This window comes from Rhodococcus sp. HNM0563 (assembly GCF_012726195.1).
In the GTDB taxonomy this organism is placed as follows: Bacteria; Actinomycetota; Actinomycetes; order Mycobacteriales; family Mycobacteriaceae; genus Rhodococcus.
In genome coordinates this window covers 229,683-253,915 of sequence record NZ_JAASAF010000003.1, presented here as the reverse complement: position 1 = coordinate 253,915, position 24,233 = coordinate 229,683, and the positions used below count along the sequence as shown (strand labels likewise).

Genomic DNA, 24,233 nt, shown 5'->3' with positions numbered 1-24,233 from the left:
AATCGGTGGCTTACTTGATGGCGCCGAACGACAGGCCGCGTACGAGCTTGTTCTGGGCGATCCATCCGGCGAGCACGACGGGGAGGGCAGCCATCGTCGCGGCAGCGGACAGCTGCGCCCAGTACAGTCCCTCGCCGGTGATGAACCCGACCAGGAACACCGGGATCGTCTGGGCCTGAACGGCAGTGAGGTTGACGGCGAAGAAGAACTCGTTCCACGAGAAGATCACGCAGATGAGCGCGGTCGCGGCGATGCCGGGTGAGACGAGCGGGAGTATCACCTCGCGCACGGAAGTCCACAGACTCGCGCCATCCATGCTGGCGGCCTCGAGCAGTTCGCCCGGGACTTCGAGGAAGAACGACCGCATCATCCACACGGCGATGGGCAGGTTCATCGCGGTGTACAGGACGATCAGAGCCCAGATATTGTCGAGTAGACCGATATTCGCGACGATCACGTACAACGGGATGATCGCCGCGACGATCGGCAGCATCTTTGTACTGATGAAGAAGAACAGCGCGTCCTGGGTCTTGCGGACCGGCCGCAACGACAATGCGAATGCCGCGGGCACGCCGAGCAGGAGCACGAACACGGTCGAGACGATGGTCGCGAACGCCGAATTGAGCAGTGCTGTGCTCGCGCCGGTCTCGAAGACGGAACGGAACTGTTCCAAAGTGGGTGTGAAGATGAATTTCGGAGGGTCGGAGTAGGCGTCCGACTCCTGTTTGAATGCGGTGAGCACCATCCAGAACACTGGGAAGAAGAAACCGATGGCGGCGATCCAGGCGACGATGCCCCACGGGTTCATCTTGCGGTGCTTGCGTTTGCGGACCGTTCGTGTGGCCTTCCCGGTCGGCAGCGTGGTGTCCGATGTCTGCGGGCCCGCAGCTGTGGTGCTCATGCCGCTTCCTCCTTACCGGTGAACGACTTGAAGATCAGGCGCAGTGCGAAGGTCGCGATGACGATCGTGGCGATCACGACGACCACACCCATCGCCGCGGCCTGGCCGATGTCGAAGCCGAGGAACGCACGCTGGTAGATGTAGAACGGGAGATTCGCGCTCGCCGTCCCGGGCCCGCCCTGCGTCATCATGTAGATCGCGTCGAACGTGTTGATGAGATAGATGGCGCCGAGCACCGTGCCGAGTTCGATGAATCGACGCAGGTGCGGCAGTGTGAGTTCGCGGAACAGTGAGAAACCGCTCGCTCCGTCGACGCGACCTGCCTCGAGGATGTCGCGGGGCATCGACTGCAGCCCGGCGAGGATCAACAGCATCATGAACGGTGTCCACTGCCAGATCAGCGCGACCATCACCGTGGGCAGCGGGTATCGGCTGATCCAATCGACCTCGCCGACCCCGAACGGGGACAGGACCCAGTTCACGATCCCGAAGATGGGATCGAACATCGAGGTCTTCCACACCAGTGCCGCGGCGACAGGGGTGACCAGGAACGGTGTGATCAGCATGGTGCGGACGATGCCCCTGCCGAGGAACACGCGGTCGAGCAGTAGCGCGAGCAGTAGGCCGAGAACCACCGAGATCAGCACGGTACCGACGATGAGGATGACGGTGTTGAGTGCTACCTGCCAGAACTGACTGTCCTGGAACACATCGACGTAGTTCTGTAGCCCGACGAACCGTCGGGAACCGGGGCTGACGAGGTTCCAGGACTGCGTGGAGTAGAAGAGGGTGAACAGGAACGGTATCTGTGTCACCACGATCATGAAGATCAGTGCGGGCAGCAGGGGGCCACGCAGCCGCCAGCCCTCGGCACGGGAGACTTTCTCGTTCTTCGCTGCTTTGACACGGCGGATGCGTTCGGCTACATCCGGTGTCGGTTGAGGCACATCGAGGGCAGTCACTGCGATTCCTCCCGATACGTTGCGCCGACGGCTTCGGCGTACTTCTGGGCTTGATCGAGCGCTTCAGCGACAGTTTGACGGCCGGCGATGGCAGCGCTGATCTGTTGGCTCACCCGGGTGCCGAGGTCCTGGAATTCGGGTATCGCCAAGAATTGGATTCCGGTGTACGGAACTGGGTCTACTGTGGGGTTCGCTTGGTCGGCACCCTCGATGGATTCGAGAGTGATGGGCCCGTAAGCCTGCGACGCCTCCTTGTATTCGGGGATCTCGTACGTCGAGAGGCGGCTACCGGGGGGAACGCGCTCCCACCCGAGTTCTTCACCGACCAGGCGCATGTAATTCTGGTCGGTCATCCACGAGATGAACTTCCATGCGTCGTCGGCGTTCTCACTGCTCGCAGGGATTCCGAGCGACCACGTGTAGAGCCAGCCGGACGGGTCCTTCTCCATGACGGGTGCGGGGGCATAGCCGATCTTGCCGACAACATTGCTCGAGGACGGGTCTTCCAGCGTCGAGACCGCAGAGGTCGAGTCGTACCACATCGCGACACGGCCCTGCGCGAGTTGCGTGGCGCATTCGGTGAACCCGCTGGTAGCAGCGCCGGGCTGACCGTAGGTGCGGACGAGGTCGACATAGAACTCGACGGCGCGTTGCACCTCGGGAGAGTTGAGCTGGGCGTTCCAGTCCTCGTCGAACCAACGGCCGCCGAAGGTGTTGATCACGGTGTCGAGCGGTGCCAGCAGCTCACCCCAACCGGGCTTGCCTCGCAGGCAGATCCCGTTGACATCCGGTCCGTCGAGTTGTGCAGCGGCATCGGCGACCTCGTCCCAGGTCGGTGGATCGGACAGGGTGATGCCGGCTTCCTCGAACAGATCCTTCCGGTACATGAGGAACGAGGATTCGCCGTAGAACGGCACCGAATACATGTCGCCGTTGTACGAGAGCGCCTCACGCAGTGACGGAATGAAGTCGTCCTCGTCGTATCCTTCGGTGGCGTCGATGAACGGGCCCAGGTTGGTCAGCCACCCGTACTCCGCCCACTGCGGCGTCTCGTAGTTGCTGATCATCACCACGTCGAATTCGCCCCCGCCCATCGCGGTGGACGCGGTGATCTTCGCGCGCGCTTCGTTCTCCGACAGTGTGACGAAGCGGAGATCGATGTCCGGATTCTCCTCCTCGAATTGCGACGCGAGCGAGCGCGCGTCCGTCATCTGGGAGTTGGACACCATCGCGATGGTGACGGTCCGGTCGGATGCGCCGAGGGATCCGGCTCCGGCGCAGCCGGAAAGCGCCAGGCACAGCGCTCCGGCTCCGACAATCAGCTTGCCGGTGAAACTGGGTGTGCGGGTACTGCTTCCGGGTGGTTGCAACGCCATCTACCTCATTTCGGTGGGAGCCTGCCCGAGTCGTGCGAGTGGGTGGAGGATCGATCGAGGAGCCATTCTGCGCAGGCGATGTCGCAGACGAGCATGGTCGCGTAGCCGCCGCAGAGGGCGCCGTGGGCCGCGCGGTGCTTCGATGCGCCGCCGGTGACCAGGATTGTCGACGGACATGAGGCGATGTCGGACAACGGTGTCGACATCGTGCGGGTTTCGAGTTCGACGTGGGCGGGTGTTCCGTCCTCTCGGAAGAACCGGCCACCGATTTCCCCGACCGCGCCCAGCTCGTCGAGCGTATCGAGCATCGCGGTGTCGAGGAAGCTGCCCTCGAACAGCGTTGTGGAGGAGGACACTGCACCGACGCCGAACATCATCACGTCGGCTCGGGAGCCCAATTCGAGCGTGCGGGAGATCACCGAGTCGGTGCGCATGGACGTGACGGTCGTGGCGTCGGCGTAGAGGGGAGTGGGGAGCCGAACCGGCTGCGCCTGAAGCTGTTCGGCGCATCGTCCGAGCACGTACTCGGTGCCGGTCTGGTAGGTGCTCGTGGTGACCGAGCCGTCCAGTTGCACGATTGTCTTGCATGTGGCCACGCCGGACGGAATCGCCTGGGCGACAGCGATGGTTTCGGGTCCCCAGGTGAATCCGAGGGTGTCGGCGGGTCGGAGGCGGCGGGTCAGGAGGGAGGCGGCCGCGCGGCCCAGCACGGCGAAGCTCGCCGAGTTGTCCACCGGCCCACGGTCGTCGACGCGAACGCCGACGACCACTGCTTCGGTGAGTCCGAATCGCTTCTCGAGCGCGTGCTCGATATCGGCGTGCAGGTCGTCGCGGAGGTGGGGAGGTGTGGCGACCTCGATGCGGACGAGGCCGTGAGTGCGGGCGCGCGCCACGAGGCGTCCGGCGGTCGCGCGGGAGACGCCGAGTCGGTCCGCCACCTGGGCCTGGGTGAGCCCGTCGAGGTAGTAGAGGGTTGCCGCGCGCAGGGCCAGGCGGAGGTCTTCGGGTGCGGCTGTGGTGTCGCCGTCCGGCGCCTTCGGTGCTGGACTGGGATTCGTCACGGAAGGGCTCTCCTCTGTGCCTGCAGCATTCGAATCTCATGAGCAAATGCGCAGGGGTGCGTTCATGTGCTCAGTAGGTTAGCATCGGAGTGTGATCTACACAACAGATTCGGCTCTTCCGGCGACGATGCGCGCGGCGGTCCTCGTCGAGCCGGGGCGGATCGAGATGGAGGAACGCCTCGTTCCCGAGCCCGCTCCCGGTGACGTGCTGATCCGGGTCGCGTCCGTGGGGGTCTGTGGATCCGATGCGCACTACTACCGTGAAGGCCGCATCGGCGAATTCGTGGTCGAGGCGCCGCTCATTCTCGGGCACGAGGCGTCCGGGACGATCGTCGCTGTCGGGGAGGGGGTGTCCGCCGAACGCATCGGGCAAAGGGTGTCGATCGAGCCGCAACGCCCCGACCCGGGCAGCGCCCCGACCCGGCGAGGCGACTACAACCTGTGTCCGCACATGCAGTTCTACGCGACGCCACCGGTCGACGGCGCGCTGTGCGAGTACGTGACCATCGGCGCACACTTCGCTCATCCAGTTCCGGACACGGTGTCCGACGATGCCGCGGCGCTGTGCGAACCGCTGTCGGTGGGGATCGCCGCGGTCCGGAAGGCGCAGGTGACGGCCGGGTCGAGCGTGCTGGTCAGCGGCGCGGGTCCGGTCGGCATCGTCACCGTCCAGGTCGCGCGTGCATTCGGGGCCGTCGACATCATCGTGACCGACCTGGACGAACACCGACGCGAGGTCGCGCGGAGATTCGGTGCCACCGTCACCCGCGATCCACGATCGGACGACATGTCGCATCTGCGGGTCGACGCCTACATCGATGCGTCCGGATCGCCCTCGGCGGTGAACTCGGGTATCCGCGCCGTCCGTCCCGCGGGCACCGTCGTACTCGTGGGGTCGGGTGCCGAGACGATGCCGATACCCGTGCAGGTGATCCAGAACCGGGAATTGGTGCTCACCGGCGTCTTCCGATACGCGAATACGTGGCCGACGGCGCTGCGTCTTCTCGAGTCCGGTCGGGTCGACCTCGATTCGATGGTCACCGCGCACTTCCCGCTCGAGAAATCTGTCGATGCCCTCGATTCCGATCGGGTCCCCGGCTCGATCAAGGCAGTTGTACACGTATCACCCACCGTGGAGGCGCAACGTGGAACCGAGTGAAGAGACCCTGCCGGAGCTGGGTATACCTACGCCGACCTATTCCCGGGACGACGTGACCGTCGGTATCGTGCATTTCGGTGTCGGGGGATTCCATCGTGCGCATCAGGCGATGTACGTCGACCGTCTCCTCGAGCAGGGCCTCGCGAAGGACTGGGGGATCTGCGGGGTCGGCGTCATGCCGGGCGATCGCCGGATGCAGGAGGCCCTCGCCGCCCAGGACAACCTCTACACGCTGGTGCTCACCCACCCCGATGGGACATGGGAACCCCGCGTGATCGGGTCGATCGTCGACTATCGGTATGCGCCCGACGAACCCGAGGCCGTCATCGAACTCCTCGCAGCGCCGAGCACGAAGATCGTCTCGTTCACCGTCACCGAGGGCGGATACAACATCCGCCACGACACCGGCGAATTCGACGTCGACAACCCGGCCATCAAGCAGGACCTGGCCTCCGAAGGACCACCTGTCACGGTGTTCGGCCTGGTCGTCGAAGCACTGGCGCGCAGACGGGCTCGGGGCATTCCGTCCCCGACGCTGATGTCCTGCGACAACATCGAGGGCAACGGCGTTGTCGCCCGCCTGGTGTTCACCTCCTATGCCCGCCTGGTGGACCCCGAACTCGCGGACTGGATCACCCAGAACACCCGTTTCCCGAACTCGATGGTCGATCGCATCACTCCCGTCACCACTGAGCGCGTGATCGACGAACTCTCGTCGCGTTTCGATGTTCAGGACCGCTGGCCCGTGGTGGCCGAGCCATTCACGACGTGGGTCCTCGAAGACGACTTCACCGACGGGCGGCCACCGCTCGAAAAGGCGGGTGTGCATCTCGTCGACGACGTCGCGCCGTACGAACTGATGAAGTTGCGACTGCTCAACGCGAGCCACCAGGGTCTCTGCTATTTCGGGTACCTGATGGGCTACCGCTATGTGCACGACGCAGCGCAGGATCCGTTGATCGCGCAGTTCCTTCTGAACTACATGGCCGATGATGCGATACCGACCCTGCGGCCGGTCCCGGGTATCGACCTCGACGAATACACCCGGACACTCATCGAGCGGTTCGCCAACCCCGAGATCAGAGACACGATCGCGCGCCTGTGCGCCGAATCGTCCGATCGCATCCCCAAGTGGCTACTGCCGGTCATCCGCGAGAATCTCGCGAGCGGCGGTCACATCGTCCGCTCCGCGGCGATCGTCGCATCCTGGGCTCGCTATGCCGAAGGCGTCGACGAACACGGCAATCCGATCGAGGTGGTGGACCGTCTCGCCGACGAACTGGTGCCACTCGCGCGCAAGCAGTACACCCACCCCGCGGTGTTCATCGAGAACACCTCGGTGTTCGGGGATCTCGCCCGGAGCGCGCGCTTCGTCGACGCGTACACCTGGGCCCTGAACTCCTTGCACAACGAGGGTGCGAAAGGCACCCTCGAAGCCCTACCTGTGGAGCCGGAATGAGTGGCCGGGCACTGATTGTCGGAGAAGCCCTCATAGACATCGTCCGTCGCGGCGACGAGAAGCCCGTCGAACACGTCGGTGGGAGCCCACTCAATGTCGCGGTCGGGTTGGGGCGGCTCGACCGGGAGGTCCGGCTCGCCACGAGTGTGGGGGCAGACGAGCGCGGCAGGCGTATCGTCGGATATCTCGACGCGTCCGGTGTCGCTCTGACCGACGGCAGCGTGTCGCCGACGAGCACCGCGACCGCGTCGGCGAGGATCGGCGACGACAACGCCGCCACATACGAATTCGATATCAGCTGGCAGCCCGAGCTACCCTCGCCGGACCCCGGTCCGGTGCTGGTCCACACGGGTTCGATCGCGACCGTGCTCGAGCCGGGATGCGACGCGGTCGCCGACCTCGTCGAGCAGCAGGCGCGCACATCGACGATCAGCTTCGACCCCAACATCCGGCCGGCACTGATCGGAGACGACCAGCGCGGACGGGAACGGATAGCGCGGCTGGTGGCACTGTCGGATGTCGTCAAGGTCAGTGACGAGGACCTGGCATGGGTCGCGCCGGGACACGACCTGCTCGACATCGCACGCGACTGGTTGTCGCGAGGACCGTCGATCGTCGCGGTCACGCGTGGAGCGTCCGGTGCCGTCGCGGTGTGTCGCGCCGGTGTCGTCGAGCTGCCTGCGAAGAAGGTCGACGTGGTCGACACCGTCGGTGCGGGCGACGCGTTCACCGTCGGCCTGCTCGACGCGCTGTGGGACCTCGGTCTCCTGGGAGCGGAGCAGCGCGAGACGCTGAGCGAGATCGGTGTCGCCGACCTCGAATCCGTATTACATGCGGCCTCTTCGATATCGGCGCTCACCGTCGCCCGTCCCGGCGCGGACCTTCCCACCCGTGCGCAACGCGACCGGGCGGTGACACCATGACGTTGGTAGCCGGCGTGGATTCGTCCACCCAATCCTGCAAGGTGATGGTGTGCGACGCGGACACCGGGGCCGTGGTCCGAGAAGGCCGAGCGACGCACCCGGACGGAACAGAAGTGGATCCTCAGGCATGGTCGGCGGCGCTCGACGAGGCGATCGCCGCGGCCGGGGGCCTCGAGGACGTCGCTGCGGTGTCGGTGGGTGCGCAACAGCATGGGATGGTGTGCCTCGACTCCTCCGGTCGGATCGTACGAGATGCTCTGCTGTGGAACGACAACAGATCCGCTGAGTCGGCAGCGGATCTGGTCCGCGATCTCGGTGGGGCCGAGGAATGGGCGGACGCAGTCGGAGTCGTGCCGGTCGCCGCGATCACCGTCGCCAAAGCCCGCTGGCTTGCCGACCACGAACCTGACAATGCTGCGCGCACAGCGGCTTTGTGCCTACCGCACGATTGGTTGACGTGGCGAATCGCAGGCAGCTCCGACCTCCGCGCGCTCGCCACCGATCGTAGCGATGCGAGCGGTACCGGCTACTTCGATGCCACTACCGGCGACTACCGTCGTGATCTGCTCGAACTTGCACTGCGCCGGTCGAGTCCGGCGTTGCCCTCCATTGCCGGGCCGGTCGATTCCGTCGGGGAAACACCTTGGGGTGCGTTGCTCGGCCCCGGAGCCGGCGACAATGCGGCTGCGGCATTGGCATTGGATGCGCGAGAAGGTGACGTCGTCGTATCGATCGGCACATCCGGCGTGGTGTGCGCGGTGTCGGCGACCGCCCCGCGCGACCCGGACGGATACGTCGCCGGGTTCGCCGACGCGACCGGGCGGCACCTACCGCTCGTGTGCACGCTCAACGGGGCCAGGGTGCTCGACGCGACCGCATCGATGCTCGGTGTCGAACGTGCAGAACTGACCCGGCTCGCGCTGTCTGCCCCCATGGGCAGCGACGGCCTCGTACTGGTGCCGTATCTCGAGGGCGAGCGGACTCCCAACCGCCCCGGCGCGACCGGCGCGATTCACGGTATGCGACTGACGAATTCGACACCCGCGCACCTGGCCCGCGCCGCCGTCGAGGGGTTGCTCTGTTCGCTGGCCGAGGGTATCGACCACATCATCGGTCAAGGCACACCGGTCCGGCGGGTGCTGATGGTCGGGGGAGGGGCGAGGTCCCAGGCCCTGTGTGAGCTCGCACCTGCGATCTTCGGTCTGCCGGTGGACGTGCCCGAACCGGGTGAGTACGTCGCCCGCGGTGCAGCACGGCAGGCCGCGTGGGTGCTGCGAGGTGGCCACGAACCCCCGAAGTGGGCGGAGGGCTCGATCAGACGTTACGAAGCCGACCCGGCCCCGCACGTCCGTCGGCGGTACGCCGAGGTACGGGATCTGACGGATGGTGTCGGCCCCTGAAACAGCGTGTCGGTGGCAGACTGGGCAGGCATGGGAGCACGAGGAAGACTTCGACAGGCGTGGGACGAGTTCGTGGGGCCCGAGGCGGGACCCGTGGAAAACACGGTCACCGCGGCGCTATCGGTACTCGGCGCTATCGGAGCACCGACACTCTCACGCCGATCGCGCGACCTGTCCGGCACCGAATCGTTGATTCTTCGCGCGTGTGCGGTCGATCTGTGGGGTGGGGCATGGGTGAACAACACTCGTGCGTGCGCCCGCTGGTACGAGCGTCCCGGCGCGTCCGGAACCGATCACCTGAAATTTGCTGCACTGCACGTACATCCGTTCGTCTTTGCTTGGTGGGATCGGGACGAGGCGAACCGCATATCGGTGTGGCTGTGGGCGGGCGCGCAGTACGGCTACATGATGGCCGCGACCGTCGCGATTCGTGCCACCCCACGATATCGGCGCCCGCTCGGTGTGGCGCTGACCGTGGGTGGCATCGCCTTGGACCGGGCACTCGGATCGTCTCGCACTGCGCCCTGGTTCGCGCCGGTGTACTACACCAAACTGCTGCTCGGTCATGCCGGAGCAAGCCTGTGGCCCGACCGGGTGCTCCGAGAACCACCTGTTCAGCTCGCCGTCGAGTGAACGATGAGGTTTCTCTTCGGTGGCGGTCAGTCCATATGACAGCCGCACGACCTATGAAGGAGCCTCGTGATGCCCGCCCTCACCCCGTGCCTGTGGTTCGACATGAACGCGCAGGAAGCCGCCGAGTTCTATACCTCCGTCTTCCCCAATTCGAAGATCCTGAGCACCTCCTACTACCCGGAGGACGGGCCGTTCCCGGCCGGTACCGTGTTGACCGTGGAATTCGAACTCGACGGTTCGCGCTTCACTGCGCTGAACGGTGGGCCGCAGTTCCAGTTCACCGAAGCGGTGTCGTTCCAGATCGACTGCGGCGACCAGGACGAAGTCGATCACTACTGGAATTCGCTCCTCGCCGACGGCGGCGAGGAATCGCAGTGCGGCTGGCTCAGAGATCGGTTCGGGCTGTCATGGCAGGTGGTGCCTCGACGAGTCGTGGAGTTGCTCGCCGACCCCGATAGGTCGGTCGCGCAGCGGGTCAGCGACGCGTTCATGAAGATGCAGAAAATCGACATAGCCATCCTGGAGGAAGCCGCACGCGGGTGAGCACCTTCCACGGAGGCACCGTGTAACTTCCGATCCATGACCACGCGTACCCAGCGGCTCGACGAACTGCCGTTCACCGCCAAGCACCGCCGCCTGCTGGCAGGGTCCGGTGTGGGCTGGGCACTCGACGCGATGGACGTCGGCCTGATCTCGTTCGTCATGGCGGCGCTGGCAGTGCAGTGGGATCTGTCGTCCACTCAACTGTCGTGGATCGGGTCCATCGGCTTCCTCGGCATGGCGATCGGTGCGTCGGTCGGTGGTCTGCTCGCCGACCGCATCGGCCGCAGGCAGGTATTCGCTGCGACGCTCCTGCTCTACGGACTGGCGACGGGCGCGGCCGCGTTGTCGACGTCGGTCGCGATGCTCATCGCGCTGCGTTTCGTGGTGGGACTCGGGCTCGGCGCCGAACTTCCGGTGGCGTCGACGCTGGTCAGCGAATTCGCGCCGCGCAAAATCCGTGGTCGCGTCGTGGTGGCGCTCGAAGCCTTCTGGGCTGCCGGGTGGCTTCTTGCAGCACTGATCGGGTACTTCGTCGTACCGCTGAACGACGACGGGTGGCGGTGGGCTCTCGCGATCGGTCTCGTTCCGGCCGCGTACGCACTTGTCGTGCGTCTGGGATTGCCGGAATCGGTGCGGTTTCTCGAGAGCAGAGGCCGCACCGATGAGGCCGAAGCGATCGTCCTCGACTACGAACGCTCCGCCGGTGTCGCGCCCCGGACAGACGTGGCGGACGATGCGCCGTCCGAGACAGCACAGGCCGAGGTTGCGCGGCGATCGATCTGGGACGCGGGGTTGCGCGCCCGCACGGCAGCGCTGTGGATCGTGTGGTTCGGCATCAACTTCTCGTACTACGGCGCGTTCATCTGGTTACCGAGCCTGCTCGTGGCACAGGGCTTCGACCTGGTCACCTCATTCGGGTACACCCTGATCATCACCCTCGCGCAGCTTCCCGGTTACGCCGTCGCCGCGTGGCTGATCGAAGTGTGGGGCAGGCGCACCACACTTGCGCTGTTCCTGGCGGGGTCGGCGGTCTCGGCGGCGTTGTTCGGTCTCGCAGACACCCCCGGCACGATCATTGCCGCGGGAATGGCACTCTCCTTCTTCAACCTCGGCGCGTGGGGTGCGCTGTATGCAATCGGACCGGAGTTGTATCCGACGTCGGTGCGTGGATCGGGAACCGGTGCTGCCGCCGCGTTCGGGCGCCTCGCGTCCATCATCGCTCCGCTACTCGTCCCACTGCTTCTCGACGGTGGTGGAAACGGTCTGGTGTTCTCGATGTTCGCGGTGTCGTTCGTGATCGCTGCGGTTGCGGCGATCACCCTCCCGGAGCGGGCGCAGGTCGCCCTCGAGGACTAGGTGCCCGTCATGACAACGAGCGAAGAGGTCCTCGAGCTGATCGTCGGGTCGCTGCAGGACGCGACCGCGCGGCGCACGCCGTTCACCCTCGGGTATCTGGGAACGGTGGGCATCGATGGTGGACCGCGGGTTCGTGCGGTGATCCTTCGCCGCTTCGACCCGGTACGGAGCCGGGTCATGTTCGCGACCGACTCACGGTCGGAGAAAGTGCCCGAGATCCGGCGCAACCCACGTGTCGCGCTGACGATGGGCGACGATCAGCGCGCGGTGCAACTACGCGTCGAAGGCCACGCCGTCCTCGTCGACGACACCGACGAGCGGGAATCGGTGTGGGAGACGTTCGGGCCCCACAGTCGCGAGCTGTACAGTTCGCCGGCGGTCCCCGGCACGCCGATGCGAGAGCGACCGGAGGCGTTCGACGACGATGCGACCGCTTTCGAACGCTTTGCGTGGGTGGGTGTGGAACTCGAGCGGCTCGACTGGCTCGACCTGTCGGTACCCCGCCACGCGCGTTGGAAGTTCGTCCGCCGGGACAGTGGGTGGAGCGGTCAGCGTGTAGTTCCCTGACCGGCCACGTCGGCGACGACCCGCTCGGCCAGCGGCCGCGACGACGCGGGGTTCTGACCGGTGTACAGACCGCGATCGACCACGACGTGAGGTTGCCACGGATCTTCGGACGAGAAGACCGCGCCCGCTTCCTGGAGCCGATCCTGCAGCAACCAGGGGGCCTTGTCTGCGAGTCCTGCCTGCGCCTCCTCGAGGTTGGTGAAGGAGGTCAATCGGTAGCCCTCGAACAACCAACGCCCGCCCGACGCGAAAGCGGGAAGAAGTGCTGCGGGGGCGTGGCACACCATCGCGACGATCTTGTCCGAGTCGACGAAATGCCGCACGAGCTCACCGAACTTTTCGTCGACGGCAAGGTCTTCCATCGGCGCGTGGCCACCGGGCACGAACAGTAGATCGAAATCATCGGCGCGCTGGCGTTCGAGTGGTACAGCATGCTCGAGCACGGGATGCAAGTTGTGCAACGACGCTTCGAGAGCCGCGGCGCGGTCCTCTCCTCCGGCAGTGTCGGGTTCGAGGCTGGCAGGGTCAACGACCGGAGTGCGCCCGCCTGGAGTCGCGACGGTGATGGTGTAGCCGGCCTCGTCGAAGGCGGTGTAGGGCTCCACGAGTTCTTCCGCCCAGAAACCGGTGGGATGGTGGGTGCCGTCCTGAAGAGTCCAGTGATCGGCAGCGCTGACGACGAACAGGGCTTCGGTCATGGCGTGGCTCCTTTCGAAGGTGTGCAGCTCGTATACCCGCTGGCCGCTCGGAGGACACGGAGAAGCGGCTCGGTCAGCTCCCTTGACCGCGTGCACCGCCTTGGGGACAGTGGAACTCTGCGGACTGCTGGCCCTCACCGACGAGCACTAGCGCTCCGGAAGTAAGCAGGGCAAATGTAAACCTCGCAGGGCTGGTGGTTGACCACTGGCCCTGCGAGGTTCCTGTTTCGTCTGCTTACTTCGGTGTGTGGTCAGGCCTAGGCGTTCCGATAGCATATGTTTCGGGGTTGGTTCCCGCCGCAAGGTGCACTGTCTGCCCTGGGCAGACAAACGGACCGATTCGGGCCGGAACCCGTAAAGGTGAGCGCATGGCAACAAACGGAAGCTCCACTTATCACGACACCCTTGTCGAAAGACTCTTTCGGCACCGCACCCTCCTCCTCACCGGCGAGGTGGACGACGAAATGGCCGAACGTGTCTGTTCGGAACTGGTGTTGCTCGCCAGCGAGGACGACCGACGCGACATCGTCCTCCACATCAACTCTCCGGGCGGATCGGTTCTCGCCGGGCTGGCTATCTACGACACGATGCGCCTCATCGCCAACGACGTGGTCACTGTCGCCGTCGGCTTCGCCGCGAGCATGGGGCAGGTGCTTCTCGCGTCGGGCACGAAAGGTAAACGGCTGAGCTTGCCGCACAGTCGCATCATGATGCACCAGCCGTCCGCAGGGTTCTCGGGTACTGCCGTCGACATCGCGATCGCGGCCGAGCACCTCGAGTACATGAAGCAGCAGTCGCAGCTGATTCTCGCCGAGGCCACCGGGCGTTCGGTGGAGGAGATCGCCCGCGACAGTGACCGCGACCGGTGGTTCACCGCCGACCAGGCTCGCGAGTACGGGATCGTCGACGCCGTCGTCGGGTCGCTGCAGGAGGTTGCTCCGTTTGCCGCAGCGCGTCGGCTCGGATTGTCCGCCGACCGGCAGGAGGACGTCCGATGAGCTCGTACACGATCCCCAACGTCATCGAACGAACACCGGGAGGGGAGCGGTCGTTCGATGTCTTCAGCCGGCTGCTCAACGAGCGGATCATCTTCTTGGGCACCGAGATCGACGACGGCGTCGCAAATGTCGTGATGGCCCAGATGCTGCACCTCGAAGCGGACTCGCCCGACCGGGAGATCGGGCTGTACATCAACTCGCCGGGCGGCTCGACCACGGCGATGCTCGCGATCTACGACACCATGCAATTCCTGCGTCCGGCCGTGGCCACCTACTGCATGGGTCAGGCCTCCTCCGCTGCCGCTGTTCTCCTGGCAGCCGGAGCACAGGGACGACGGCATGTGCTGGCACACTCGAAAGTTCTGCTGCACCAGCCGTCGGCGCAGGGGCAGGGCACCATCTCCGACCTCGCGTTGCAGGCGGCGGAGGTGATGCGGGTGCGGGCACAGACCGAGGAGATCCTCGCCGCGCACACCGGCCGTGACGTGGAGCAACTTCGTCGCGACACCGACCGGGACCGCATCTTCGTTCCGGAGGAGGCTGTCGCCTACGGACTCGCCGACCATATCGTCGTCGACCGCGGCGACGTCTAGGGGTGGGAACGCAGCGTGTCAGGGAACTGTGTACTCGGAGACACAATCGAGCGTCGTGACGTCCTGCCCGTTGTCTGCAGTGTTGGTGACTCGCGTTACTGCAGTGACGCGTCCGGTGCCTGTGTTCTGCACCGGCACGGTGAGGGTTGTTTCACCCGCTCCGATTCGTGCCGAGGTGTCGCCGACACCGCTGATTCCGCTGTCGAGGTTCGCCCACGTCACCGACGCGGCCTGTGTGTACGGTGCCGTGGTCTGTGACCGTGTGTGGAAGGTGAACGTTGCTTGCCCGTCCGCCGGAGAGGACACCGTCACGTCGCTGACGTCGATGCGGTCGAACTGGTTGGGGTCGGGGTATTCGATGCTGCAGAACGGTGTTTCGACGGGATCGGTAGGTGGAGTGAAGTCGATCGATCCCAGGGGGTTCGCGTGGGCCGCGCCTACGCTCAGTGACAGAGCAGCAGCGGTGGTGGCGACGAACGAGGTGACGACGAGACCGGGAACTTTCCGGTACATTCCTCTCCTTTGACGATTCGGCAGCGTGAGATACCACGTGTGGACGGTTGTTTCCCTGCCGATTGTGGCATTGTGCAACGAATCCGGAGACCGAAGATTCGAAATCTGTTGAATTGCTTTGTGGATCGGAGTCAGGCCGCACGCAGTTCCACTGTGGTCTGCTGTGTGGTTCCGATCGCGCGGTGTGCCGACATGCGGCGGATTCCCCGCTCGAGGAGTTGTTCCACCGGCATGCCCAGTGCCGTGCAGACCGACCCGAGTATCTCCGAGGACGGGTCTTTGCGTCCGCGCTCGATCTCGGACAGATATTGTTTCGACATCCCTACGGTGCGGGCGACTTCGTCGAGACTGCGGTCCTGGTCGAGCCGCTCGCTGCGGAGAACTTCGCCGTACACCTGACGAAGCAACCTCGGTTCGCGGGCGGCGCGGGCGGCTCCGAGATCGACGACGTTCCGTGGCTCCGTGTGCATGTCGTCCATTGTTCCGCCGGAATACGTGGAGCGGACTCGGTTCCGCTGTGGACGAACACGCGCGTATTCGGGCCCTCCGTCAAGACCGGCCGTCGACGTGACCCATACCTCGGGTGTGATGATTGCGAAGTGTGCCGTTTTCTGGAATAGTTCCAGTTATTGGACTGATTCCAGAAAATTCCCGGTCGGAGTACCATGGCCGGGGTAGCGCAAGGAGAGATTCGCATGTTCACCGCCGACCGTTTTCGCACTGTGACGCTTCCGCCGCTGGTGCTCGGCGGACTGCGTCCCCTTCATCGTCAAATGATCCGAAGCAACGTAGCGTCCGCGTCGTTCGAACACGACGCAGGTGGTGCTGTCTTCGAGATCTGTTTGACCGAGGGCCAACACGGCCCCGAGTTGCTGGTGCGCTCCCGCAGTCACGGAATCGCGTTCACGTTGGCGATGACCACGCACTTCCGCGTGGCACCTGTGCTGAGCGACGACACCTACCGTCGCCTGTGTGAGATCCTTGCTCCCGGTGAAGAACCCTCACCGGACGTCGTAGCGGGCTTCCTGCAGAGTGTGGTCGCGCAGTCGCCGGCGGTTCTGTCCCGTACGCATTCCTGCGCCGCCTGACCCTGGACTCAGGGAGATCCGCTCCCGCGACCGGCCCAGCTTCCCACATCGGTAATTGCCGTAGCGGGAAGCGAATTCGATCGCGGGAGCGGATTTTCCGTCGGTAGACCGAAGTCTAGAGGCCGGGTCGCTTACCGACGGTCAGCGTGACCTCGCCCGTGTGCGCGAAGAAGTCGTTGCCCTTGTCGTCGACGACGATGAAGGCGGGGAAGTCCTCGACGTCGATCTTCCAGACCGCTTCCATGCCGAGCTCTTCGTATTCGACGACCTCGACGTTCTTGATGCAGTCGAGTGCCAGTCGCGCGGCCGGGCCCCCGATCGAGCCGAGGTAGAAGCCGCCGTGGGTGTTGCACGCGTCGGTGACCTGCTTCGAACGGTTGCCCTTCGCGAGCATCACCATCGAACCACCCGCAGCCTGGAACTGCTCGACGTACGAGTCCATGCGACCGGCGGTGGTGGGGCCGAACGATCCGGATGCGAGCCCTTCCGGCGTCTTGGCCGGGCCGGCGTAGTACACCGGGTGATCCTTGAGGTATTGCGGCATCTCCTCGCCGGCGTCGAGCCGCTCCTTGATCTTGGCGTGCGCGATGTCGCGGGCCACGACGAGCGGGCCGGTCAGTGACAGGCGCGTCTTGACCGGGTGCTTGGACAGCTCGGCGAGGATCTCCGGCATCGGCTTGGTGAGATCGATCTTGACTGCCGCACCCTTGCCGGTGCCCGAGACACCGGAGGTCTCGGCGTCGAGCTGGCTGTCGGTGACCTCGGGCAGGAACTGGCCGGGGTTGAATTCGAGCTGCTCGAGGAACACGCCCTCGGGGGTGATCTTCGCCTTCGCCTGACGGTCGGCGGAGCAGGACACCGCAATGGCGACAGGCAGCGACGCACCGTGGCGGGGGAGACGGATGACGCGAACGTCGTGGCAGAAGTACTTGCCGCCGAACTGCGCGCCGATGCCGATCTTCTGGGTGAGCTCGAAGACCTTCTGTTCGAGGTCGTGGTCGCGGAAGCCGCGGCCGGTGATCGCGCCCTCGGTGGGGAGCTCGTCGAGGTAGTGCGCCGACGCGTACTTCGCCGTCTTGAGTGCGAACTCGGCAGACGTACCGCCGACGACGATCGCGAGGTGGTAGGGCGGGCACGCGGCGGTGCCGAGCGAACGAATCTTGGCCTCGAGGAACTGCATCATCGAGTCCGGATTCAGGATCGCCTTGGTCTCCTGGTAAAGGTACGACTTGTTGGCCGATCCGCCACCCTTGGCCATGAACAGGAACTTGTACGAGTTCTCATGGCCCTTCGCGGTGTCGGCGTACAGCTCGATCTGCGCGGGAAGGTTGTTGCCCGTGTTCTTCTCCTCCCACATGGTGAGGGGAGCGTTCTGCGAGTAGCGCAGGTTCAGCCTGGTGTACGCGTCGTACACGCCGCGCGCGATCGACTCCTCGTCGTCGCCGGGTGTGAGTACCTGCTGACCCCGCTTGCCCATGACGATCGCGGTGCCGGTGTCCTGGCACATCGGCAGCACACCGGCCGCCGCGATGTTCGCGTTCTTCAGGAGGTCCAAGGCGACGAACTTGTCGTTGTTCGATGCCTCGGGATCGTCGAGGATGCTCGCGAGCTGCTTCAGGTGGTCGGTGCGCAGGTAATGCGAGATGTCGTGAAGCGCGGTCTCGGTGAGCAGCCGCATCGCCTCGGGTTCGACCTTCAGGAAAGTGCGTCCGTCAGGTCCTTCGACGGTGGACACCCCCTCGCTGGTCAGCAGCCGATATTCGGTGGGGTCTTCCCCGATCGGCAGCAGGTCCTCGTAGAGGAAGTCGGCCATTGTTTCTCCTGAAAAGAGGCTGAGGTTCGCCAATCAGATTAGTCGCGTCGACGCAAGGCCTTGACAACGGGGCGTGTGACGCATCCCTCGAGTGTGCGGATCGTGATGTGCGTCACGGGGATCGGTTGGTTCGGTCCGTATACTGGGGGAGATGTTCTCGAGCAACCCGCACGTAACCTCCCGTTTCCCTGTATCACACCTGGTGGAGAGGGTTCGCGCGTGACTGTCGAAGCAGAACGGATCGTCCCGATCGTCCGACGGGTTCCACAGTTCCACGCATGGGTCGACGTGTGCGTCGTCGTCGCAGTACTCGTCGCCACGAATCTTGTCGCGCACTTCACCACCGTCTGGGCATCGATTGCCACAGTCCCCATCGCTGCCGCAGTGCTCGTCGCGATCATGCGGCAGCGTGGCATGCACTGGAACGAACTCGGGCTGTCGCCGCGGCATTGGAAGCGCGGCACGCTCTACTCGGTGGGCGCGATCGGGCTGGTCCTCGCCGTGGTTGCCATCGGCATCGCGCTACCGTTCACCAGGCAGTTCTTCCTGTCCGAACGGTACGCGACCGTGTCCGGCGCACTGGTTGCGTCGATGATCATCATCCCGTTGCAGACCGTCATCCCCGAGGAACTCGCCTTCCGCGGTGTCCTGCACGGCACCCTCGAGCGTGTGTGGGGAGCCCGAGGTGTCTTCGCGGTCGGGTCATTGCTGTTCGGCCTGTGGCACATCGCATCGTCGTTCGGGCTGACCGCGGGCAACGCCGGACTGAGCGCTTTCCTCGGCGCCGGAATCTGGGCACAGCTCGCAGGGATCGCCGGCGCCGTGATCGCGACCGCAGCGGCAGGGTTCGTGTTCACCTGGCTCCGCCGGCGGAGCGGCAGCATCCTCGCGCCGATCGCGTTGCACTGGTCGCTCAACGGCGCCGGGGCGCTCGCGGCAGCGCTCGTGTGGCACGTCACCGTGGCCTGACGAAGCCATGCCGCCTCGCGAACGCTTCGGCTGATGGCACTCGCCGTCTGCTTGCTCTTCGACGCCGACACCGACCGTGCGGTACGGCGACTGTGGGAACGCCTCGAGGACGACGGCATCTCCACGCTCCTCACCCACACACATTGCAGGCACGTACCGCACCTGTCGTACGCGGTGCTGCGGACCTACGACACGGGTCGACTCCTCGCGGCGCTCGACGCGTTGCCCGCAGCCGACCCGATCCCACTGAGGTTCGATGCTGTCGGCCTGTTTCGCAGGGGCCGGGCATGCCTGATCCCGGCGCCCACCGCGGATCTTCTCGTACGGCAGGAACTCGTGGTGCGTGCGGTGGAGAGCACCGGCGCCGAACTGCACCGCCACTACAGGCCGCGGTCGTGGACACCCCACTGTTCGCTCAGTCCGAGGACCCGGCGCGACGAACTCCCACGGTTGACCGCGGTCGTCTACGACGTGCTACCCATCGAAGCCACGGTGACGCGGGCGGAGCTCATCGACACCGTGACCGGAGAGCGGTACCGGCTGCAGAATCTGCCTTGACGCGGGATCAGTCGTCGGGATTCTCGACCCAGTGCCCGTAGGGTGGCGGTCCCTCGCTCTGGATCTGGATGCCGAACACCGGCGAGTGCTTCCACACATACCCGTGAAGCACGTGTTCTTCGGACGAGGACTTGTTCGTGACCACGATGTCCCCGGTCGAACGTTCTTCGACGGCGAATCCGTCTTTCCGCCCGTCGATCACCCACCATTTCGCAGTGCTCATGATCGGTCGCCTCCGGATCAGTTCGAACAGCTTCCTCTCGAACCGTACGCCCATGACGCCCGGTGAGAACAGGGTTCGCGCTACGCCCTCAGCCGTGCAGCGCAGCGGCGGTCGCGTCGTCGGCCGGGTAGAACGCCTCGATCGCGAGTTCGGAGACGGTCACGTCGAGCGGTGTCCCGAACAAGGTGGTGGTGCTCAAGAACGACAGCTCGCCGTCGTCGGTGCGTACCCGCAGGGGCACCACGAGCGAATGCGGCTCCTCCGGCTCGTCCGGGTCGTCGCACGGATAGCGGGACAGTTCGTCGTACAAGCGCAGGAGAACGGGGTCGGCGGTCGCGCCGATCTGATAACGGAGCCGGACCAGCAGATGGGAACGCCACTGTCCCAGATTCGCGATCCGCGGGGCCAGCCCGTTCGGATGCAACGACAGGCGCAGCACATTGACCGGTGGTTCGAGCAATTCCGGTGAGCAGCCCGCAACGAGTGCTCCGATGGCTTCGTTGGCGTCGATCATCGTCCAGTGCCGATCCACGACCAGCGCGGGAAACGGCTGGTGTGATCGCAGAATTCGCGTGATGGCATCGGACACCGCGGACATCGGTACGTCGCCGAGCCGATGCTCGGGATAGGCCGGTGCCAGACCCGCGGCCATCAAGATCGAATTCTGCTCGCGCAGAGGTATTTCCAACTCCTCACAGATCTTCAACAGCATGTCGCGGGAGGCGCGCGACCGGCCGGTTTCGACGAAACTCACGTGTCGCGCAGAGACGCCCGCGCGGTTCGCGAGCGTGAGCTGGCTGAGTCCTCGACGTTCTCGCCAGTGTCGCAGCATCGCGCCCGCCGGTTCCGACTGCATCGTCGTCATGCGTCGACCCTACGGACGCGAGGGAAGTGTTGCCATTACCTGATGGGTAATCGATCTGTGGCGCCCGATATTGCAGAGTCGTCGGCATGACCGCATACGCAATCGCTCACCTCAGTTCCGTCGACTTCGGCGCGGACATCATCCGATACCTCGAGAAGATCGATGACACGTTCGCTCCGTACGGAGGACGTTTCCTTGTTCACGGGGTCGACCCGGAGGTGCTGGAAGGACCTTTCCCCGGGTTTGTGATCGTCATCGAATTCCCCGACATCGCGCGAGCCCGCGGATGGTACGACTCACCCGGGTATCAGGAGATCCTCCCGCTCCGCACGGAGAACTCCGACGGTGTCGCCGTCCTCGTCGAGGGGACGGCGGACGGCTACCGCGCGACCGACTACCTCGTGAAGGTGACCGGTCGCGCCTGATCACTGCGCGAGGATGCCTGCCGCCCGAGCGGGCGCTGCGTACGCCTCGGCCAGGGAGTCGACGGTGTCGTGGGCATTGAGACCGCTCGGATTGGGGACCACCCACAGCGGAACGCCGGCGATCGTCTCCTCCTGCACGCCGGAAACGGCTTTGCGGCGCCCGAAGGCTGCGCGGTACGCGGTGATTCCCGCAACCGCGACGACGCGAGGTTGCCATCGCGCGACCACCTCTGCCAATCGCTCAGGGCCGGCGCGTAATTCGTCGGTGGTGAGCTCATCCGCACGCGCCGTGGCGCGGGGTGCCAGATTGGTGATGCCGATGCCGCGCTCGAGAAGGTGCGCGGTATCGGCTTCGCTCAGGCCGGAGGTGGGGTCGACAGCGCGGGTGAGGATGCCGGCCCGCAGCAAGGCGGGGTAGAACCGGTTGCCCGGTCGCGCGAAATGGGCTCCGGTCGCGGCCGTCCACAATCCGGGATTGATGCCGACGAACAGCAGCCGGCAGCCGTCGCCGATCAGGTCGGGGACGACGGCATCGCGGAAGGACTCGAGCTCGGCGCGTGTGAAACCCACACGCTCACACTAGGAGATCTCGGGTAGCCATGCTCCGTGCAGCCCCGAGGGCACCCGGATCGGCAGCTGCACCTGCGCCACCGGACCGGTTGCGGGATCCTCGGCGGGGAAGATCAGGAAACGACTGGTCATATCGGTGCGGTCGGTGGCGATCGTGCCCCAGTAACCCGGTCCTCCGGACGAACTCGACAGGTACGCGGGTTCGCCCACGGCGTAGTCGCCCGCGTCCCACGTCGTATCGGTGTTTGCGACCACGTCGAACCAGCACAGCGCGTCCGCGTCGCCCGGCGGAATCCGGCGCTCTCCGGTCTTGCCGACCGTCGCCACCGTCCGGTGCTCGCCGGTCAGGAGGCGGTCGTCGACGCGAGGGAACTCGATGGTGCGTTCGGCGAACGGTGTCCGGGTGACTCCGGATTCGGAGATCACCGCGCGTGTGAGTGAACCGGGGTTCGGCTCGTTCGACTCGATGATTCCGCCCGGATACCGCCATTCGACGTAGTCGAGTGCGACATCGCCGTTACGCATGTCGAAGGCGTTGGCCGTGTGCCAGACCCAGAACGTGTCGGTGGTGTGCCAGCGCACCACGCTGCCGTCGCGGGGGATCAGCGCGATCCGGGTGCCGAGGTCCGGCAGCCAGGTCAGGGGCGAAGCGCCGGAGAAGATCCGCTCCATCTGGAACACACATGGGGAGAGGATGAGCACGATGTAGCGCGACGTCAGTGCCATGTCGTGGATCATCAGCGGTCGGTCCGCCCCGGCAACGGGCGTCGGGGGGCGGATGACCGTGCCCGCGGCATCGATCACCGACCAGGTGAGATACGGGGCTTCGAGCATGTAGCAGAACGCCACCATCTCGCCGGTGTTCGGATCGACCTTCGGGTGGGCGGTGAGGCCGACGGGCAGGCCGCCGTCGAAGGTGTCGCGGGCGAGTGTCTCGAGCTCGGATCCGAGTGTGTACGGCGGCGCACCCTCTGCGAGAGCGAACAATTTGCCGCCGTGCCGGATCACGTTGATGTCGGGGAGTTCGCGCATGCTGTTCGCGAGATCCGGGCCCACCTCGTCTGCGGACGGGAAATACGGGTCGGTGATCCCGGCCCACAGCGCACGTCCGGCCTTCTCCTCCGCGACCACATTGGGAGTGCGGACGAACCTGTTGGTGTACCGCACTGTGCCATCGCCGATTTCGACGCGGTGCACCATCGCGTCGCCGTCCAGCGGATAGACGTAGGTGCCGATCGGATCGAACCTGGGGTTCGGCCCGTTCCGCAGATAACTACCCTGTAGATCCGGTGGCAGCTCACCGGATACCGGGAGATTCGCCACGTCCACTTCGTCGCGTTGCGGGGCGAACACCCCGCTCAGGTAGGGGTTGTGGGCCAGATCGACTGGTGCGGGGCGATTCACGGCCGGCCCGCAGATCTCGTGGGGAGCACGGACTCAATCGTAGGGCGCACGGCAGGTGACCACGCCGAAAACGGGCACCGCCGATCCGATAGGGTGTTTCCCGACCTGTAGGAGCGACGGGCGGCACTGGGCAGCGCCGCAACGATTGGGGAAGGTGTGCAGCGCCGAAACGTTGTCGGAAACCCCCTCGGGAACACCGCGAGTACTGCGCGTGCAACCGGCGACGAGTGCGCGCTCCCGCCCTATACGGAACTGTTGTGGCCGACCCTGCAGGCAGTGATCGGGCTGGGTGGATCCGGCGCGATAGACGAGATCGACGCTGCTGTCTCGGACCGCGTGGGGCTGTCCGAGGCGGCACGTGCGGTACTGCACGGCGACGGCCCTGGGACGGAGATCGAATACCGCGTGGCCTGGGCGCGCACCTACCTCAAGGGCATGGGGCTGCTCGCCAACGCACGTCGCGGCGTGTGGAGCGCCACCGATCAGGGGCGTGCGGTGCGGGAATCCGAGATCAGGCCCATGCAGATCGCCTACACCACCGAGAAGCGGCGCAAGCGGATCGGCCGGAACTCGTCGGGTGCGCAGGTCGTGCCGCTCGTCGCGGCTCCCGAGGATCCGGAATTGTGGCGTGAACCGCTGCTGGGTGCCGTCACAGACCTTTCCGATGCCGGTTTCGAACGGTTGGTCACCGCTGTGCTCCGCGCGGCCGGGTTCACGACGCTGACGACCCTCGACCCGGATGAGAGCACCGACACCGATGTCGTCGAGGGCACCGGCGTGCTGCGAGTGTCGCTGCTGAGCTTCTCGGTCTTCTTCCGCTTCGTCCGCGGCCGCGAGCGGGTGGGTGCAGATGTTGTACGAGAGTTCCGTGCGGCGATGGTCGGCCGAGGCGAGAAGGGTCTGCTGGTGTCGACCGGCGAGTTCACCGACGACGCCAGGGCGGAGGCCCATCGGCACGGAGCTCCGCCGATCGATCTGGTCGACGGCGAAGGCCTGTGCGATCTGCTCAAGGAGCACCGGCTTGGGGTACGCACCACGGTGCGGACCGTCGAGGATGTCGCACTGGTGCCTGCGTTCTTCGCAGATCTTGCCGGTTACTGATTTCCTTCGTAGCACCGGGCAAATCGGGCGCCTTCGTCGATGTGACAGGTGAGCCCGGTGGTGCTGTGGTGCAAT

The 24,233-nt window shown here is 65.4% G+C and carries 27 protein-coding genes; 15 read left to right on the top strand and 12 right to left on the bottom strand.

The window, feature by feature from the left end; translation table 11 throughout:
* Positions 1 to 10 precede the first annotated feature (10 nt).
* Genes HCA61_RS08135 through HCA61_RS08120 form a run of 4 tightly spaced genes read right to left on the bottom strand, consistent with a single transcriptional unit; the run spans position 11 to position 4,300 of the window.
* Positions 11 to 901, bottom strand: a complete 891-nt coding sequence (locus tag HCA61_RS08135; RefSeq protein WP_169687655.1) for a carbohydrate ABC transporter permease — start codon at positions 899 to 901, stop codon at positions 11 to 13.
* Positions 898 to 1,863, bottom strand: coding sequence for a sugar ABC transporter permease (locus HCA61_RS08130; protein ID WP_169687654.1), 966 nt, complete (start codon positions 1,861 to 1,863; stop codon positions 898 to 900). The genes HCA61_RS08135 and HCA61_RS08130 overlap by 4 nt, the downstream gene beginning before the upstream one ends.
* A complete protein-coding gene (locus tag HCA61_RS08125; protein WP_169687653.1) occupies positions 1,860 to 3,239 on the bottom strand; it encodes a sugar ABC transporter substrate-binding protein in 1,380 nt (459 codons plus the stop codon). Before HCA61_RS08125 ends, HCA61_RS08130 begins: the two co-directional genes overlap by 4 nt.
* A 5-nt stretch (positions 3,240 to 3,244) precedes the next feature.
* Positions 3,245 to 4,300 (bottom strand): sugar-binding domain-containing protein, encoded by a 1,056-nt coding sequence (locus HCA61_RS08120; protein WP_247272931.1) that lies wholly within the window; start codon positions 4,298 to 4,300, stop codon positions 3,245 to 3,247.
* 127 nt (positions 4,301 to 4,427) lie between these two features.
* Between HCA61_RS08120 and HCA61_RS08115 the strand changes: the two genes are divergently transcribed.
* The 8 genes from HCA61_RS08115 to HCA61_RS08080 all read left to right on the top strand — a co-directional run bounded on the left by HCA61_RS08115 (position 4,428) and on the right by HCA61_RS08080 (position 12,340).
* Positions 4,428 to 5,459, top strand: coding sequence for an NAD(P)-dependent alcohol dehydrogenase (locus HCA61_RS08115; protein ID WP_169687974.1), 1,032 nt, complete (start codon positions 4,428 to 4,430; stop codon positions 5,457 to 5,459).
* Between the two features lie 7 nt (positions 5,460 to 5,466).
* A complete protein-coding gene (locus HCA61_RS08110; RefSeq protein ID WP_240959073.1) occupies positions 5,467 to 6,918 on the top strand; it encodes a mannitol dehydrogenase family protein in 1,452 nt (483 codons plus the stop codon).
* Entirely contained in the window at positions 6,915 to 7,841 is a 927-nt protein-coding gene (locus HCA61_RS08105) for a carbohydrate kinase (protein ID WP_169687651.1), read from the top strand. Before HCA61_RS08110 ends, HCA61_RS08105 begins: the two co-directional genes overlap by 4 nt.
* Complete coding sequence (locus tag HCA61_RS08100) at positions 7,838 to 9,241, top strand: FGGY family carbohydrate kinase (RefSeq protein WP_169687650.1); 1,404 nt, start codon at positions 7,838 to 7,840, stop codon at positions 9,239 to 9,241. The genes HCA61_RS08105 and HCA61_RS08100 overlap by 4 nt, the downstream gene beginning before the upstream one ends.
* 30 nt (positions 9,242 to 9,271) lie before the next feature.
* Complete coding sequence (locus tag HCA61_RS08095) at positions 9,272 to 9,874, top strand: hypothetical protein (RefSeq protein WP_169687649.1); 603 nt, start codon at positions 9,272 to 9,274, stop codon at positions 9,872 to 9,874.
* 69 nt (positions 9,875 to 9,943) lie between these two features.
* Positions 9,944 to 10,417, top strand: coding sequence for a VOC family protein (locus HCA61_RS08090; protein WP_169687648.1), 474 nt, complete (start codon positions 9,944 to 9,946; stop codon positions 10,415 to 10,417).
* 36 nt (positions 10,418 to 10,453) lie between these two features.
* Positions 10,454 to 11,773 (top strand): MFS transporter, encoded by a 1,320-nt coding sequence (locus tag HCA61_RS08085; protein WP_169687647.1) that lies wholly within the window; start codon positions 10,454 to 10,456, stop codon positions 11,771 to 11,773.
* A 9-nt stretch (positions 11,774 to 11,782) separates the two neighbouring features.
* Entirely contained in the window at positions 11,783 to 12,340 is a 558-nt protein-coding gene (locus HCA61_RS08080; RefSeq protein WP_169687646.1) for a pyridoxamine 5'-phosphate oxidase family protein, read from the top strand.
* Here HCA61_RS08080 and HCA61_RS08075 read toward each other — a convergent pair.
* Positions 12,322 to 13,038 carry a type 1 glutamine amidotransferase domain-containing protein gene (locus tag HCA61_RS08075; RefSeq protein ID WP_169687645.1) on the bottom strand — a complete coding sequence of 239 codons (717 nt, stop codon included), beginning with the start codon at positions 13,036 to 13,038 and terminating at the stop codon, positions 12,322 to 12,324. The genes HCA61_RS08080 and HCA61_RS08075 overlap by 19 nt on opposite strands.
* Positions 13,039 to 13,406: 368 nt before the next feature.
* Here HCA61_RS08075 and HCA61_RS08070 point away from each other — a divergent pair, with 368 nt between their 5' ends.
* Positions 13,407 to 14,036, top strand: coding sequence for an ATP-dependent Clp protease proteolytic subunit (locus tag HCA61_RS08070; RefSeq protein WP_169687644.1), 630 nt, complete (start codon positions 13,407 to 13,409; stop codon positions 14,034 to 14,036).
* On the top strand, positions 14,033 to 14,629 hold the full coding sequence (locus tag HCA61_RS08065; protein WP_169687643.1) for an ATP-dependent Clp protease proteolytic subunit: 597 nt from the start codon (positions 14,033 to 14,035) through the stop codon (positions 14,627 to 14,629). The genes HCA61_RS08070 and HCA61_RS08065 overlap by 4 nt, the downstream gene beginning before the upstream one ends.
* A gap of 18 nt (positions 14,630 to 14,647) precedes the next feature.
* Here the strand turns inward: HCA61_RS08065 and HCA61_RS08060 are convergent, their stop codons facing one another.
* Together HCA61_RS08060 and HCA61_RS08055 are read right to left on the bottom strand one after the other, a co-directional pair.
* Positions 14,648 to 15,142: a hypothetical protein gene (locus HCA61_RS08060; protein ID WP_169687642.1), complete on the bottom strand. Its 495-nt coding sequence runs from the start codon at positions 15,140 to 15,142 to the stop codon at positions 14,648 to 14,650.
* A 131-nt stretch (positions 15,143 to 15,273) separates the two neighbouring features.
* A complete protein-coding gene (locus tag HCA61_RS08055) occupies positions 15,274 to 15,612 on the bottom strand; it encodes a helix-turn-helix transcriptional regulator (RefSeq protein WP_169687641.1) in 339 nt (112 codons plus the stop codon).
* A 225-nt stretch (positions 15,613 to 15,837) separates the two neighbouring features.
* On the opposite strand from HCA61_RS08055, the gene HCA61_RS08050 reads away from it, so the two are divergent.
* The gene (locus HCA61_RS08050) at positions 15,838 to 16,230 is read left to right on the top strand and encodes a hypothetical protein (RefSeq protein ID WP_169687640.1); all 393 of its coding nucleotides are present in this window, start codon (positions 15,838 to 15,840) and stop codon (positions 16,228 to 16,230) included.
* Between the two features lie 115 nt (positions 16,231 to 16,345).
* Here the strand turns inward: HCA61_RS08050 and HCA61_RS08045 are convergent, their stop codons facing one another.
* Positions 16,346 to 18,043 carry a fumarate hydratase gene (locus tag HCA61_RS08045; protein ID WP_169687639.1) on the bottom strand — a complete coding sequence of 566 codons (1,698 nt, stop codon included), beginning with the start codon at positions 18,041 to 18,043 and terminating at the stop codon, positions 16,346 to 16,348.
* 219 nt (positions 18,044 to 18,262) lie between these two features.
* Here HCA61_RS08045 and HCA61_RS08040 point away from each other — a divergent pair, with 219 nt between their 5' ends.
* Together HCA61_RS08040 and HCA61_RS08035 are read left to right on the top strand one after the other, a co-directional pair.
* Positions 18,263 to 19,012: a CPBP family intramembrane glutamic endopeptidase gene (locus HCA61_RS08040; RefSeq protein WP_247272936.1), complete on the top strand. Its 750-nt coding sequence runs from the start codon at positions 18,263 to 18,265 to the stop codon at positions 19,010 to 19,012.
* Positions 19,013 to 19,045: 33 nt separating this feature from the next.
* Positions 19,046 to 19,570 carry a 2'-5' RNA ligase family protein gene (locus HCA61_RS08035; RefSeq protein WP_169687638.1) on the top strand — a complete coding sequence of 175 codons (525 nt, stop codon included), beginning with the start codon at positions 19,046 to 19,048 and terminating at the stop codon, positions 19,568 to 19,570.
* 7 nt (positions 19,571 to 19,577) lie between these two features.
* On the opposite strand, the gene HCA61_RS08030 is transcribed toward HCA61_RS08035, so the two are convergent.
* On the bottom strand, positions 19,578 to 19,793 hold the full coding sequence (locus tag HCA61_RS08030) for a maltose regulon activator MalT (protein ID WP_169687637.1): 216 nt from the start codon (positions 19,791 to 19,793) through the stop codon (positions 19,578 to 19,580).
* An 88-nt stretch (positions 19,794 to 19,881) separates the two neighbouring features.
* Positions 19,882 to 20,658, bottom strand: a complete 777-nt coding sequence (locus HCA61_RS08025) for a helix-turn-helix transcriptional regulator (RefSeq protein WP_169687636.1) — start codon at positions 20,656 to 20,658, stop codon at positions 19,882 to 19,884.
* An 86-nt stretch (positions 20,659 to 20,744) separates the two neighbouring features.
* On the opposite strand from HCA61_RS08025, the gene HCA61_RS08020 reads away from it, so the two are divergent.
* Positions 20,745 to 21,083: a DUF1330 domain-containing protein gene (locus HCA61_RS08020; protein ID WP_169687635.1), complete on the top strand. Its 339-nt coding sequence runs from the start codon at positions 20,745 to 20,747 to the stop codon at positions 21,081 to 21,083.
* On the opposite strand, the gene HCA61_RS08015 is transcribed toward HCA61_RS08020, so the two are convergent.
* Positions 21,084 to 21,653: a mismatch-specific DNA-glycosylase gene (locus tag HCA61_RS08015; RefSeq protein WP_169687634.1), complete on the bottom strand. Its 570-nt coding sequence runs from the start codon at positions 21,651 to 21,653 to the stop codon at positions 21,084 to 21,086.
* Positions 21,654 to 21,662: 9 nt separating this feature from the next.
* Positions 21,663 to 23,057 carry a carotenoid oxygenase family protein gene (locus HCA61_RS08010; RefSeq protein WP_169687633.1) on the bottom strand — a complete coding sequence of 465 codons (1,395 nt, stop codon included), beginning with the start codon at positions 23,055 to 23,057 and terminating at the stop codon, positions 21,663 to 21,665.
* 156 nt (positions 23,058 to 23,213) lie between these two features.
* Between HCA61_RS08010 and HCA61_RS08005 the strand changes: the two genes are divergently transcribed.
* Positions 23,214 to 24,158 (top strand): winged helix-turn-helix domain-containing protein, encoded by a 945-nt coding sequence (locus HCA61_RS08005; RefSeq protein WP_169687632.1) that lies wholly within the window; start codon positions 23,214 to 23,216, stop codon positions 24,156 to 24,158.
* The last annotated feature ends 75 nt before the right edge of the window (positions 24,159 to 24,233 follow it).

Excerpts from the sequence above, each read along its gene's own strand:
- HCA61_RS08075 (WP_169687645.1), bottom strand. The coding sequence starts at position 13,038 with ATGACCGAAGCCCTGTTCGTCGTCAGCGCTGCCGATCACTGGACTCTT.
- HCA61_RS08055 (WP_169687641.1), bottom strand. The coding sequence starts at position 15,612 with ATGCACACGGAGCCACGGAACGTCGTCGATCTCGGAGCCGCCCGCGCC.
- HCA61_RS08030 (WP_169687637.1), bottom strand. The coding sequence starts at position 19,793 with ATGAGCACTGCGAAATGGTGGGTGATCGACGGGCGGAAAGACGGATTC.
- HCA61_RS08125 (WP_169687653.1), bottom strand. The coding sequence starts at position 3,239 with ATGGCGTTGCAACCACCCGGAAGCAGTACCCGCACACCCAGTTTCACC.
- HCA61_RS08080 (WP_169687646.1), top strand. The coding sequence starts at position 11,783 with ATGACAACGAGCGAAGAGGTCCTCGAGCTGATCGTCGGGTCGCTGCAG.
- HCA61_RS08070 (WP_169687644.1), top strand. The coding sequence starts at position 13,407 with ATGGCAACAAACGGAAGCTCCACTTATCACGACACCCTTGTCGAAAGA.
- HCA61_RS08050 (WP_169687640.1), top strand. The coding sequence starts at position 15,838 with ATGTTCACCGCCGACCGTTTTCGCACTGTGACGCTTCCGCCGCTGGTG.
- HCA61_RS08060 (WP_169687642.1), bottom strand. The coding sequence starts at position 15,142 with ATGTACCGGAAAGTTCCCGGTCTCGTCGTCACCTCGTTCGTCGCCACC.
- HCA61_RS08135 (WP_169687655.1), bottom strand. The coding sequence starts at position 901 with ATGAGCACCACAGCTGCGGGCCCGCAGACATCGGACACCACGCTGCCG.
- HCA61_RS08085 (WP_169687647.1), top strand. The coding sequence starts at position 10,454 with ATGACCACGCGTACCCAGCGGCTCGACGAACTGCCGTTCACCGCCAAG.
- HCA61_RS08090 (WP_169687648.1), top strand. The coding sequence starts at position 9,944 with ATGCCCGCCCTCACCCCGTGCCTGTGGTTCGACATGAACGCGCAGGAA.
- HCA61_RS08065 (WP_169687643.1), top strand. The coding sequence starts at position 14,033 with ATGAGCTCGTACACGATCCCCAACGTCATCGAACGAACACCGGGAGGG.
- HCA61_RS08020 (WP_169687635.1), top strand. The coding sequence starts at position 20,745 with ATGACCGCATACGCAATCGCTCACCTCAGTTCCGTCGACTTCGGCGCG.
- HCA61_RS08115 (WP_169687974.1), top strand. The coding sequence starts at position 4,428 with ATGCGCGCGGCGGTCCTCGTCGAGCCGGGGCGGATCGAGATGGAGGAA.
- HCA61_RS08035 (WP_169687638.1), top strand. The coding sequence starts at position 19,046 with ATGGCACTCGCCGTCTGCTTGCTCTTCGACGCCGACACCGACCGTGCG.
- HCA61_RS08045 (WP_169687639.1), bottom strand. The coding sequence starts at position 18,043 with ATGGCCGACTTCCTCTACGAGGACCTGCTGCCGATCGGGGAAGACCCC.
- HCA61_RS08100 (WP_169687650.1), top strand. The coding sequence starts at position 7,838 with ATGACGTTGGTAGCCGGCGTGGATTCGTCCACCCAATCCTGCAAGGTG.
- HCA61_RS08095 (WP_169687649.1), top strand. The coding sequence starts at position 9,272 with ATGGGAGCACGAGGAAGACTTCGACAGGCGTGGGACGAGTTCGTGGGG.
- HCA61_RS08105 (WP_169687651.1), top strand. The coding sequence starts at position 6,915 with ATGAGTGGCCGGGCACTGATTGTCGGAGAAGCCCTCATAGACATCGTC.
- HCA61_RS08025 (WP_169687636.1), bottom strand. The coding sequence starts at position 20,658 with ATGACGACGATGCAGTCGGAACCGGCGGGCGCGATGCTGCGACACTGG.